The sequence below is a fragment of the Streptomyces sp. NBC_01298 genome (assembly GCF_035978755.1).
GTDB lineage: Bacteria > Actinomycetota > Actinomycetes > Streptomycetales > Streptomycetaceae > Streptomyces.
The window spans coordinates 5961492-5973740 of sequence record NZ_CP108414.1 but is presented as its reverse complement, the minus strand read 5'-3'; the positions used below and the strand labels follow the sequence as shown (position 1 = coordinate 5973740).

Annotated in this window: 12 protein-coding genes; 3 read left to right on the top strand and 9 right to left on the bottom strand. The window is 69.1% G+C overall.

Annotation, left to right across the window (positions count from 1 at the left end):
• From OG730_RS27155 to asnB, 9 genes are read right to left on the bottom strand one after another with little or no spacing between them, the layout of a single operon-like run.
• Positions 1–1188 carry an ATP-grasp domain-containing protein gene (locus OG730_RS27155; protein WP_327306689.1) on the bottom strand — a complete coding sequence of 396 codons (1188 nt, stop codon included), beginning with the start codon at positions 1186–1188 and terminating at the stop codon, positions 1–3.
• A gap of 3 nt (positions 1189–1191) precedes the next feature.
• Positions 1192–2457: an MFS transporter gene (locus OG730_RS27150; RefSeq protein ID WP_327306688.1), complete on the bottom strand. Its 1266-nt coding sequence runs from the start codon at positions 2455–2457 to the stop codon at positions 1192–1194.
• Between the two features lie 12 nt (positions 2458–2469).
• On the bottom strand, positions 2470–2988 hold the full coding sequence (locus OG730_RS27145) for a hypothetical protein (RefSeq protein WP_327306687.1): 519 nt from the start codon (positions 2986–2988) through the stop codon (positions 2470–2472).
• 34 nt (positions 2989–3022) lie between these two features.
• Positions 3023–3205: a (2Fe-2S)-binding protein gene (locus OG730_RS27140; protein ID WP_327306686.1), complete on the bottom strand. Its 183-nt coding sequence runs from the start codon at positions 3203–3205 to the stop codon at positions 3023–3025.
• Between the two features lie 32 nt (positions 3206–3237).
• On the bottom strand, positions 3238–4494 hold the full coding sequence (locus OG730_RS27135) for a hypothetical protein (protein WP_327306685.1): 1257 nt from the start codon (positions 4492–4494) through the stop codon (positions 3238–3240).
• A 27-nt stretch (positions 4495–4521) separates the two neighbouring features.
• Positions 4522–4803 (bottom strand): PqqD family peptide modification chaperone, encoded by a 282-nt coding sequence (locus OG730_RS27130; RefSeq protein WP_327306684.1) that lies wholly within the window; start codon positions 4801–4803, stop codon positions 4522–4524.
• Positions 4803–5579 carry a nucleotidyltransferase family protein gene (locus OG730_RS27125; protein WP_327306683.1) on the bottom strand — a complete coding sequence of 259 codons (777 nt, stop codon included), beginning with the start codon at positions 5577–5579 and terminating at the stop codon, positions 4803–4805. The genes OG730_RS27130 and OG730_RS27125 overlap by 1 nt, the downstream gene beginning before the upstream one ends.
• Entirely contained in the window at positions 5572–6363 is a 792-nt protein-coding gene (locus OG730_RS27120) for a CPBP family glutamic-type intramembrane protease (protein WP_327306682.1), read from the bottom strand. Before OG730_RS27120 ends, OG730_RS27125 begins: the two co-directional genes overlap by 8 nt.
• Positions 6360–8576, bottom strand: a complete 2217-nt coding sequence (gene asnB / locus OG730_RS27115) for an asparagine synthase (glutamine-hydrolyzing) (RefSeq protein ID WP_327306681.1) — start codon at positions 8574–8576, stop codon at positions 6360–6362. Before asnB ends, OG730_RS27120 begins: the two co-directional genes overlap by 4 nt.
• A 754-nt stretch (positions 8577–9330) precedes the next feature.
• On the opposite strand from asnB, the gene OG730_RS27110 reads away from it, so the two are divergent.
• Genes OG730_RS27110 through OG730_RS27100 form a run of 3 tightly spaced genes read left to right on the top strand, consistent with a single transcriptional unit; the run spans position 9331 to position 12235 of the window.
• Positions 9331–10197 (top strand): diiron oxygenase, encoded by an 867-nt coding sequence (locus tag OG730_RS27110; protein WP_327306680.1) that lies wholly within the window; start codon positions 9331–9333, stop codon positions 10195–10197.
• A gap of 35 nt (positions 10198–10232) precedes the next feature.
• Positions 10233–11201, top strand: coding sequence for a nucleoside-diphosphate kinase (locus tag OG730_RS27105; protein WP_327306679.1), 969 nt, complete (start codon positions 10233–10235; stop codon positions 11199–11201).
• The gene (locus OG730_RS27100; protein WP_327306678.1) at positions 11198–12235 is read left to right on the top strand and encodes an acetylxylan esterase; all 1038 of its coding nucleotides are present in this window, start codon (positions 11198–11200) and stop codon (positions 12233–12235) included. The genes OG730_RS27105 and OG730_RS27100 overlap by 4 nt, the downstream gene beginning before the upstream one ends.
• The last annotated feature ends 14 nt before the right edge of the window (positions 12236–12249 follow it).

Genomic DNA, 12249 nt, shown 5'->3' with positions numbered 1-12249 from the left:
TCACGCCGCGCTCTCGGTTCGGATGGTGATCTTCGTGGCGCATTCCGCCAGGAACTCGGCGAGCACCCGCGGATCGGAGTGTGAGGCTTCGACGGCCACCGGGACCAGCCACTCCTGGTAGGTGATGTGATCGGGCAGCGGGTGGTGCGGCGGCAGGATGTGGAGGGTGTCCACGCAGGGGTGGCGGCGCAGTGCGGGGGGCACCGTGACCACCCTGCCGGCGTTCCGTCCCAGATGGTGTCCGGGGAAGACGAGCCAGCCGTGGAAGCGGCCGCTGGCCGGGCCGGCGGGCGGCTCTTCGAGTCCCAGGCGGGCGGCGATGTCGTGGGAGGGCAGGTGGACACCGGTGTGCCGTCCATGAGCCTGGACGACTCCGGCGCCTCCCATCCGGTTGGCGATCTCCAGGAAGACCAGCTCGCCCCGGGGCGTCTCGAAGAACTCCAGGTGGACGCAGCCGGATTCGATGCCGAGCGCCGCGACCGCGGTGTCGGCGAAGCTCTGGTGACGGGGGCTCAACGGCAACTGGACGGAGCCCAGCGGGACTCCCCCGGCGAAGTCGATCGGCTTGTTGACGTACCGGCTGACCACCAGGTGGCGCAGTTCGCCGTCCCGGACCACACCGTCCGCGTGCAGGATGTCGCCGTCGACGTACTCCTCCAGCTCGTAGTCGGCCGGGTTCTCCAGGGCCCAGTAGGCCTCGAGGGCCTTTCTGGCGGACGCGTGCACCGTGACGTCCTGGCTGCACGTGCCGCGGCGGGGCTTGAGGACGCTCGCGCCCGTCCAGGGCAGCAGGCCGTAGCGGTGTGCGGGGCGGGCGAAGCGCGGAAAGCGCAGTCCCGACCCGGTCAGGGCCTCCTTCATGCTGACCTTGTCGTGGCTGCGCTCGATCTGCCGCAGGGAAGGTCCTGCGAGCCCGAGGTGCCGACGGACCGACCAGGCCGCGATGACACCGAACTCCGAGAGCGACAGGACCTGTTCGTAGCCCTCGTCGGGGCGGGTGCGGCTGATCACGCCCTCTACGAGGTCCTCGTGCGCCGGGATCTCGACACGCCGGCACGGCAGATCCGGCGGCAGGTCCGCCATCCGGTCCGGGTGTCCTGCGTAGGTGACGTCATGGCGCCGGTGATCGAGTGCCTGACGGTAGTCGGCCTTGCGGTAGGGAAGCTGGTGAACGACGAGGATCTTCATCGATCACCGCGGGGCTTGGACGGAGGGGGCGACGTCCACCTCGAGCAGTTCACGGGTCTTGCGCAATGGCGAAAGGAACACCGGGACCGGGATCAGGAGGGTGCACAGGCAGAGGATCAGCAGGGAGGTGCGGTTGCCGAACGCTACGCCGAGGGCTCCCGCGAGGAGGGCGCCGACGGGCATGACACCCCAGGAGACGAACCGGACGGTCGCCATCACGCGCGGGATGAGGTCCGGGGAGACGGCCGTCTGACGGTAGGTGCGGCCGATGATCGCGAAGGTGACCGTGCAGGCGCCCCAGCCCATGTTCCCCAGCAAGAAGAGGGCGAGCCCCACGCCGGGGAAGGTCAGCGGCATCATCAGGGCGGAGATCGGGGCGATGACCAGAGTGAGGAGCGCGGCCCGGGTGGTGCCCAGTCGCTTGACCAGGGGGGTCGTGATCGCCGCGCCGATGACTCCGCCGAGGCCCAGGCCGGCGATCAGGAAGCCGATGGCGTAGGAGTCGACCTCGACCGTGCGGACCAGGAAGACGGCGGTGAGCGCTTCGATGGCCCCGGTGGCGAAGTTGAAGCCGGTGCCGGCGAAGACGAGCGGCCGGATCACCGGATGGTGCCGGACGAACTGGACGCCCTCGCGGATCTCGGCGGCCATGTTGCGCTTGGGCTTCTTCGGCGTCCCGCTGCGCGGCGGGGGCACGGTCATCAGCAGGGCCGCCGAGACGAGGTAGCTCACCACGTCCGCGATCAGGCTGTACGCGGCACCGAGGGCCTGCACCAGGCCGCCGCCCAGCGCCGGGCCCGCCACCTGGGAGACCGACTCGCTGCCCTGCAGCAGGCTGTTGCTGGCGGTCAGCCGGTCCTTGGTGACCACAGCGGGCAGGTATGTCGAGTATCCGACTTCGAAGATCACGCTCGCCACGCTGATGACGAAGGAGACGATCACCAGCTGGGCCAGGGTGAGCGAGTCCAGGTAGACGGCCACCGGTACGGAAACCAGCGCGGCGGCCCGGACCAGGTCGGCGACGACCAGCACCGGACGCAGCGGCAGGCGGTCCACGATCACCCCGGACGGCAGCCCGAACAGCAGCCACGCGCACATGGTCGCCGCCGCCACCACGCTGGTCTCGAAGGTGGTGGCGTCCAGTTCGAGGACGGCCACGAGCGGCATCGCGACGGTCGTGACGGCCGTACCGAAGGCGCTGGTGCTGTGGGCCGTCCACAGCCGCCAGAAAACCGATCGGTCGTGCGGGGCGGGTTGCGGCGAGGACATCATCATGGGCTCCTACCAGACGGCGTGGGTGTCGTGGAACTGGCGGGGACCGTCGGCACAGCAGCGCCAAGTCTTCATGGCGAGAATGCGGATGCGGGTGGGCTCGCAGTCGACCCGCTCGGGACGGAAGCCGGTCGTGGCGAGGAGGTCGACAAGCTCCTCGGCCGTCTCGGCGCGCTCCCACGACGGGCGGTCCACGTCCAGGTGCAGCGCACCGTGCCGCGTGAGCGCCCGGTGGAAGCCGCCCAGCGCCGCCCGCGTGTCCTGCGGAGTGGGGAACGTGCCCGGCCCCCCGCACCAGATGCCGCTGAGCTCCTGGCCGGCGAAGGCCGTGGCGTCCGGCCCGGCGTGATGCAGGGAGATGGACGGGCGCAGGCCGGTGACCCGTTCGTAGATGGTCTCCGCACCCTCGACCCGGCCGCTGTCGAGTTCCGCACGCCCTTGGGTGAACTCGACCACACGCATGCGGGGCTCGGGGGGCAGCATGCTCATGAACGCCCTGAGGTCCGCCTCACCCGTGGGTGTGTCCATCCATGCGCCTTGGTTCATCCGGGGTTCCCTCTGTTCATCCGAAGTCCTCGATCAACTCGTGGAGCGCCTCGACGCAGCTCCCGCAGCCCGTGCCCGCCAGGCAGCCGTCGCCGACGGCCTGTGGCGAGCCCGCCCCTGTCCGGATCACGGCGACGATCTCCGCCTCGGACACGTCGTGGCACACGCACACGACACAGTCGGGATCGGGTTCGAACATGACCACGGGCGCTCCCCCCTCGAGCCGTCGGATCAGCCGACGGCGATCCGCTTGCCGTCGACCACGAAGCAGCCGCGCTCCGGCCGGCGGCCGAGCAGGTCGACCTCCGGGAAGAAGGTGCGGTAGGCGGTGAAGGAGATGAGGTGCCAGATGTCGGATTCCGGCACGCCGAGGCCTCGCACGTTGGCGATCTGCTTGTCGATCGGCTGCGTGCCGGCCGCCACGACGCCGTCGCCCTGGTACCACAGGGAGTTCTCGGAGTCGCGGTGCAGGTGCTGGCCCCCGAGGTCAGGGGTGTCGCTGCGGTCCGTCATCAGCATCATGTTCGAGGGCCCGGCCAGCTCCACCGCGCGCTGTGCGATGGCGAAGTCCACGTGCTCACCGTCGAAGTTGAGGCAGGCGGTGATGCGGCCGGCGTGCGCGGCGCGGATGATCGCCGCCGGTACGGGACCGGCCTGCTCGTGCAGGTCCGCCAGGTTCCAGGACGGGAGGTCGTAGGAGGCGATGATCCGTTCGCGCTCGGCCTTGGCCCGCGTGGTGCGGAACGCGTGCTTGATCAGCAGCGGCATCTCGTTGAAGAGGTGGTCCGTGATCACCCGGACGCCCCTTCCGGGGAAGTCCGCCGCCTCGGCCGCGCTGATCGCGGCCTCCACGCAGTCGGCTCCCAGCTGGGGGTCCTCGCGGGTGAAGTGGCCGAGGGCCGGACGGACGCCGCGCTCCACCAGGGTGGTGACGATCCATTCCAGGTCGGGGTAGCCGATCGGCAGCGCCGGGGCCAGGTACGAGCCGGCCGTCAGCGCGTCGGGCGAGACCATGAGGTAGACGAGTCCGAGCGGCCCGCAGGACGCCAGCTTCTCCCACTCCCCGCGCGACGGAGCCCATACGGAGCTGGCCGGGGTACCGCCGAAGCTGGCGACCAGCGGGCCCTCCAGGGCCATCGCTCCGACGTACGGGAGTTCCCCGTCCGCGCGCATCCGGGAGAATTCACCCATGAATCCGACGAAGTCGTCGAGGCGCTCCTGGCGGAGGTACAGCGTGGGAATACAGATGATCCCCTCCGTCCGCGCGGCCTCGTTGAGTTCCTTCAGATCCATGCGGCTGAAGTCGGAGAAGTCGACGTCACCCAGCCCGTGACAGTGGACCTCGACCGGCAGGCTCGGCGCGAAATAGCCGCCGGGGGCCGAGATGCCGCCTCCCAGCGGATCGGAAATGGACAGGGCGCCTTCGCTCCACTTCACGGAGGCGGATCGCGTACCCTCGGGCGTCAGCCACGAGTTCGCTGTGAGCATGGATGTGTTCATCTCTTTCCCATCACGTCAGAAGACGACGGAACCGGTCGTCGCGAGATATTCAAGAATTTCCTTGGTGTCCGCGGTTGCGGTATCCGTATCGATGTCGTATTCGGTGGCCAGTAGCCGTCCGATATCGGCGATCGAATTTTGCCCGTTGATCTGCTTCCAGATGAAGCTCGCAGTTTCGGACAGTTCGAACGCATTGTTGGCCACTGCGACCAGGTAGCCGCCTCGTACATTGCGGACCCGGACATCGGGCCGGTACGAGGGGACTTGGTCGAGGGCGAGGACCGGCTGCTCTGCCATCAGAGAATCACTTCCATCGAAATCTTTCGGCACACGGGGAGGACTTCGTTGACCCACGCCGCAGGGTCGGCCGGATCGAAGGTCCGCATGGTCTCCAGCGCCCAGTACTCATCGAACGAGAGCACCGACTGCTCCACGGCACGGAACCGCCTGGCCCGCCACTTGGCGTTCTGCCCGTACTCGTTGTACGAGGCGAGCAGCGCGTCCACGGCGTATTCCAGGGCCACCCGGGCCGAAAGCACCGCGCTCTCCAGGTCGCCGATCGACATCTGCCCCACGGCGTCCTCGACACGGGAATCCGCGTAGTTGAGGCCGCGCTGGACCAGCATGGAACCGAAGGCCGACGCCTTGAGTTCGTCCGCGCGCCGGTTCAGCCACTCCTCGGATTCGAGGGCCTGACCATGACGCAGCCATTCCAGCAGGACCGTCTCCTGGCGGTCGAGCTGAATTCCCTCGCCCACGGCACTGTCGAACGCCTCGTGCGACACCTTCGCCAAAACGGTGTCGACCTGGGCGTCCGTCAGGAACCGGACATCGCATCGAGTTCCTTGCGCATAGGTCTCGAAAGACCGGAAGACATCCGCGCCCAGCGGAATGGGGGCGCCGGTCAGGCTCCCGCCCCACACCCCGTCCGTGATGACGAAGAGATCGATGTCGCTGGTGGGGTTGCCCCAGCCGCGCACGATGGAACCCGCCTGAAAGATGCAGAGCGGCGCGTCCGGGAGAAGGCCCTGGACGCGCAACTCCGGCAGGCAGGACGACGAGTTGTCAGCCATGGCTCTCCTTCTCTGAGCGCTGAAGCTCGAGCAGTACGGACGGTGCGTTGTTGACCAAGTGCGCCAACAGCGCCGGATAGACGGAGCCCGACAGGGCCACCAGGCCCAGCAGGGACAGCGCGGCCAGCAGCTCCACCGCCAGGACGCGCGGGGCCTTGCGCCACCGGCTGTCCCCGACGTGATGGCGGGCGATGAAGGCGGCGGCGCCCAGCAGCGAGGTCACGAGGCCGGCGGGCCCCGCCACGGTGACGGCCACCGACCGGTACAGCGCCTCCTCTCCGAAGGGCGCCAGGGTCCCCGTGGTCGCTCTGGTCCTGGCCTGGAGCGGTGTGCTCGGCCCCATCAGGAAGGCCAGGTCCCCGGAGAACAGCAGGCGGAAGTCCATGCCTCCGGCCAGCAGCAGCCCCGCGTCCAAGGCGAGCGCCACCGCGTACCACCACCAGGAGGTGCCCTGCGTGAGCCAGTCCGCCCCGGTGCCCGCGGAGTACGCGATGAAGGCGATCGGCACGGCGAGGGCGATCGCGTTCTCGCTCCAGTAGGCCGCTCCGGTGCGCAGGGTCCGGGGCATCCGCCAGGGCAGCAGTCCGGCCAGCGCGTCCACGCCGACCAGCACGGCGGCCGCGCGCCAGGAACCGCCCTGCCACCAGAGGGCCGCGGAGAAGACCGCCATCACGGCCGCCGACAGCAGCCGGACGCCTCGCGGAGGCCAGGCCGTACGGTCGAAGGCGCGGGCCAGGAAACCCGTGCGGCCGGCCTCCGCGGAGGCCGGGGGCGCCGTACTCATCGCTGCACCGGCTCCTCGGTCCCGGGCTTCGCGGTGATCACGCCGACGGCCATGGCCTCTTGGAACAGTTCGGCGACGTCGTCGAGGCGGCCGTCCGTCTTTTCCAGCACCTGGGCCAGGGTCAGGGTTCCGTCGAGGGTCCGCAGGAGAGCGAGCCAACCCGCGTCGTCGACTGCCGAGATCTCGTATTCGAAGCTGCCGTCGACGACGAGGAACCAGCTGTCCGGCTCGGCCGGCACCGTGGCGAGCAGTACGCCGTCGGCGAGGGTGTACACCGTCTCCTGGTCGAGATCCGGCTCCGCGACCACCTGGGCGATGATCTGCGGGGCGCTGCGCTCCCAGTCGTCGACGATCAGTTCCACCGGCTTGGGGCGAGCGGCCGCCTGCGACGGGGGTGACGGCAGCTCCGCCGTCATGCCTTCCAGCAGGCCGAGGTTGACGATCCGCAGGAGCAGTTCGATGCTTCCGGTGCTCGGACTGTGGGTGAGCCGGTCGAGCGCGGTGCGCAGGCCGTCGGCGTTGAGGTAGCGGCGGGCGTTGTCGCTGGAGAGCGCTTGCTCCAGCAGGGCGGCACCGTCCTGCGCGAGCATGGTGGTGAGGGCGCGGTTGGTGTGGCGGGCGCCCTCGCCATAGAAGAAGTAGCCCTTGGGGCGGGTGCGGATCTCCTCGGGGAGGATGCCCTTCATCGCGTCGCGCACGATCCGCTTGTCCCACAGCAGTGCGGAGCGGCGGTGGGCGGGAATCCGGGCGACGAGCTCGACGAGGCGGTGGTCGAGGAACGGCACTCGGGCCTCGACCCCGTTGCCCGCGGCAGTTCGGTCCTCGTGCCAGACGTTGTACTGCTCGAGGGTGCGGTACTGCCAGGCGAAGTATCCGGCGTAGTGGTCGCCCGCGTACGGGGACGCGGGGTCGATCGCCGCGTCATTGAGCAGCGGAACGCCCTCGTGCTCCCACCAGTGGCCGAGTTTCGGGTTGCGCTCCAGCGCCTGGCGCCGGTGCAGATCACGGAGGTTGGACTCGAAGTCGGTCCAGTCTCCGCCCTCACCGGCGAAGTTGGGTATGTAGCCGCCATTGATCTCGTCGGCGGCGGCGCCGAGCAGCATGCCCTTGATCTCGGGGAAGTTCTGCCGGGCGAAGCGGTGCATCTCGAACTTGTAGAAGACCTCGGGGCCGGTCATCGGCGTCTCCGCCAGCCACACCAGGTCGCGCCATTCCTGCGGGCTGGGCACGCGGTCGGAGCCGATGAGCACCTGGTGGTTGCGCAGGCCGAGCAGTTCGGCGGTCCGGTGACCGCCGTGCGCGTCACCGTTGAGGACCGTGCCGGGCGTCAGCGCGGTGAAGGTCTGCAAGCCGTTGCCCGGGGCCAGTGCCGCGACGGCGGCCGAGTCGATGCCGCCGCTGAGGAAGAGGCCGAGGTCGGTATCGGCGGTGGCGCAGTCGGCGACGGAGGCGGCGAGCAGGTCGCGGAAGGTCTCGACGTAGTCCTCGTCCGTCATGTCGGAATCGCCGTCGGGACCGGGCAGTTCCCAGTAGCGGTGCTCGGTCGTCGCGCCGTCCTGGAGCCGGATCTGCAGGATCGTGCCGGGCGCGACGAGCTGGATGTCTTCGAACCAGGTGGTGACGCGGCCGTGGACGAACGCCGGCGTGGCGTTCATGTCGTACTCGCTGAGCGCGCGGGTCCAGTCGATGCGACGCGGGGTGGCGCCGTCCGCGAACAGCGCCTTGATCTCCGAGCCGAAGACGATGCGCTCGTTGTCCCGGTGGTAGTAGAGCGGCTTGATCCCGAAGCGGTCCCGGGCCATCAGCAGGATGTTGCGTGCGCGGTCCCACAGGACGAAGGCGAACATGCCGTTCACCCGGTCGAGGAAGCGCAGCCCGTCGCGCTGGTAGAGGTAGAGCAGGACTTCGCAGTCGGAGCCGGTGCTCAGGCGGGTGCCGGAGGGCAGTCCCGCGGCGAGCTCCCGGTGGTTGTAGACCTCGCCGTTGGCGATCAGGACGACGTTGCCGTCGGCGCTGACCAGGGGCTGGGCGCCGTTCTCGGGGTTCACCAGCGAGAGCCTGTTGAAGGCCATCCCCACGGGCCCGTCGCACAGCAGCCGGCGGTCGTCGGGGCCTCGGTGGGCGAGTGTGCGGGCGAATGCCTCCAGAAGGCCGCCGGCTTCCTCGGGCAGGGCGTTCCCGTCAATCCGGGCCACACCAGCGATGCCGCACATTTTCCACACCCCGTAATCACAGAAAAAACACAAACATGGGCTCCCCATAAGGAGTCCCGAATGAACTGAATTGAGTACCGAAATGTGCGTCACGCCCGGATCCCGGGCGTGACGCACAACGGCTCATCAGACGCCGTTCGAAAGGATGGTGCCCGTGCCCACCTTCTTGGCGGACGGCTTGATGTACTTCTTCATGACTTTCACCTCCTCCTTGGCAAGATTCGGAGGGGCCAATTCCGCGTGGGTGCACTGACTGCAACCGCATCGCACCACAGCGTAAACCGCCGCGGCTTAACGGAATATGTTCGTCAGCGCAAACCCGCACCGCCTGTAAGAGCAGTGGTGCGACGCTGGGTACCCCCGTACCAGTGAGTTCGGCTCTAGCTCCGAACCCGCTTGATCAACTTTGTATCCCGCAAACAACGCGCAGGTCAACCGCAGATACAAAGAAATTTTCGGCCATGGCGGAAACCGGTGGCCGAATATCAACGGATCGATCCGTCCGCTCTGTCCAGTTTTTCGCGGGAAGTCGTGTACACCCCATTGAAACAGGAAGGGGCCCGGGGCTCCCTTTTCTGCGGCAAACCACCGCAACTTTTGGCTTTGCTTGTCGGTGGCACTTGATCTAGGGTCGGATGTCATGTCCGCAAAACGGTCAATCTTTGCGCGCCCGGAGTCTGTGGTAGCTGACGAATACCAGAGCAAATTCGGCAATTGGGACCAGCGTGCGAGTGTGCGCATCAAGCCGCGCCGAATGCTTTCGCAGTCGGCCGAATACGAGGTGTACTTTCCGCCCGAGCTGGTTCCCGCGGTGTCCCACCCGATCGTGCGCGAGGCCGCGCCCGGTACTGTGCACCGCGTGCTCGTGGAACGTCTCTTCCACTACCTGCACTTCACGACCGAACTCGAATCCGTCGCGGTACTTCCCGTGACCGTGGACCTCAGCCGGGGCCGGGACGATCTGAACCTGAGCCCCGCCATGCGCGAGGACGCCTTCAAGATCTCGACGGACGAGGCGTGGCACGCACAGTTCTCCCACGACCTGATGACCCAGGTCGCGGCGGAAACCGGAATCCCCCTCCGCACGGTGGAACCCACGTTCCTGCGGAGGCTGGAGGAGCTGCGCGCGCTCATGGAACCCGAGCTGCGCGGTGCTCAGTCCCTCGCCTTCTGCATCGTCAGCGAGACGCTGATCTCGGCGATCCTCGCCGATCTCCCGCAGGACCGCAGACTGCCGGCGGCCGTACGCGACCTGGTCCGCGACCACGCGGAGGACGAGGGCAAGCACCACGCCTACTTCCGCAGCGTGCTCAAGTACTTCTGGCACTCCCTGAGCCCGCGGCAGCGGCGGCTGCTCGGGCCCTGGCTGCCCGAGCTGGTCACGATCTTCCTCGAGCCGGACTACCCGGCAGTGGCCCGCTCCCTGCTCGCGGCCGGCCTCAGCACCTCGCAGACGGAAGCCGTGCTGGCGGAGTCGTACCCGCCCCTGGCCGTCCGGGCCTCCATCGCCGAAGCCGGCCGCACCACCGTCCGCTACTTCGCCGAGATCGGCGCCCTGGACGACCCGGGGACCCTCGACGCGTTCCACGCGGCAGGACTGACCAACGGGCTCCCCCTGTGAGTCCCGAACGAACGAACCGGAAGGACCGCACCGCGGTGACCACAGACAGCAGCCTCGGTACGGCAGCCACCTCTGAAATCCTCCACGACATCCCACCCGCCCTGGTGCGGACGGTGACGCGCTCGGCGGCCAAGGAGCGGCTGTACGCGGTGGACAACTACTTCCGCGAGAGCAGTTGGCTCTTCGGCAACGACCTCGACGACGTCCTGCGCACCACCCTGTGCGTGCTCAAGCCCGAGGCCGCGGCCGGCCGGCGCTACCACCAGGCCCTGGAGGCCCTGAGCGACAACGGCTTTCGTCCCGTCGACGTGGTCCGGTTCCGGCACGACCGGCTCACCGTCCGCGAGACCTGGCGCTTCCAGCTGAACTTCGCCAGCCGCGAGCGGATCGACGCGATGGACCTGGTCCTCGGCACCTGCGATTCCGTGATGCTGGTCCTGCGCGACGAACGGTGGACCCCGGACAGCGTCCCCGCCTCCGTCCGGCTGACCGCGCTCAAGGGCCCGTCCGACCCGGCGCAGCGCCTTCCCGGACACCTGCGCAGCCGACTGGGCGCCGTCAACGGCCTGTTCAACTTCACCCACACCTCCGACGAGCCGATCGACGTGATGCGAGAGATCGCCATCGTCTGCGACGAGGAGCGCCGCCAGCTGCTGCGGACGAGGGTCCGGGCCGCGTTCGACGCGGTGCCCGAGGCCCTCGCGGCCTTCGAGGCCCTGGAGGCCGAGGTTCCCGCGCACGACCTCGACCTGGACAACAGCCTGCGACGGCTGGCCGCTTCCCCGGGACCCGCGGGCGAGATGGTACGGGCCGCCGCGGGCCGGCCCATCCCCGTACACCTGATCGCCGCGGCGATCCGCGCGGGCGCGGACGGCCCCGGTGCGCACTGGGACCTGCTCAGCCTGCTGACGAACACCCTGCGCTTCAACGAACCGGGCATCGGCCGCATCTTCCCCAACGTGCTGCTCGCCTCCTGGCAGAACGCCCCGGCGGTCACTGCGTGAACGGGCTTCCCACCGCACTCGCCGGACTCCGGTCCTCGCACCGGACCCCCGCCGATTTCGACGCCTTCTGGCAGGACACCCTGGCCGAGGCGGTGCACCCGCTGGACCCGGTGTTCACGCCGGTGCCCACCGCGCTGACGGCCGCGACCGTGCACGACGTGTCCTTCGCGGGCTCACGCGGCCACCGCATCGCGGCCTGGCTGATCGTGCCCGGGCATCCGGCGGCCACCGCCGGCGCCGCGGCCGCCGATCAGCCGCCCGTCTCGTGCGTGGTGCAGTTCCTCGGCTACGGCGAGGGACGCGGAGCGCCGTTGGACTGGCTGCTGTGGCCCGCGGTCGGCCGGGCCACCCTGGTCGTCGACACTCGTGGCCAGGGCGGCGCCAACCTGCGTCCGGGGGACACCCCCGATCCGGTGGGCCAGACTCACCCCCACATACCCGGCTTCGTCACCCGCGGCCTGCTGGACCCTGCCCAGTACTACTACCGGGACGCCTACGTCGACGCCGTGCGCGCGGTGGACACCGCCCTCGCGCACCCTGCGGTGGATCCGCGCCGCGTCGCCGTGTCCGGATGCAGCCAGGGCGGCCTGCTGGCCCTGGCCGCGGCGGCCCTGCACGAAGAGGTGGCCGCGGCCCTGGTGGAGTCCCCGTTCCTGTGCGATGTGACCGGCCCCGACCGGCTCCCGGACCGTCAGCCCTACCGTGAGTTGCTGCGGTTCTGCCAGTTCCATCCGCAGCACGCCGGACGGGCCCTGGAGACGCTGGCCTACTTCGACGGGATCCCCCTGGCCGAACGCGCCAGCTGCCCGGCGCTGTTCTCCCTCGCGCTGCGGGACCAGGTCTGTTCCCCATCCTCCGTCGCCACGACCTACCACCACTACGCCGGACCGAAACAGATCGGTGTATGGCCGTTCGCCGGGCACGCCGAGCCCAACGGCTACCAGCGCCGGGCGGAAGTCGACTTCCTCGCCGAGGCCCTCGATGGCCGGCCCGCTGCCCACGGATTGCCGTCCAGCGCGGCACCGGTGTCCTGAAGAGAGGGAAAGCA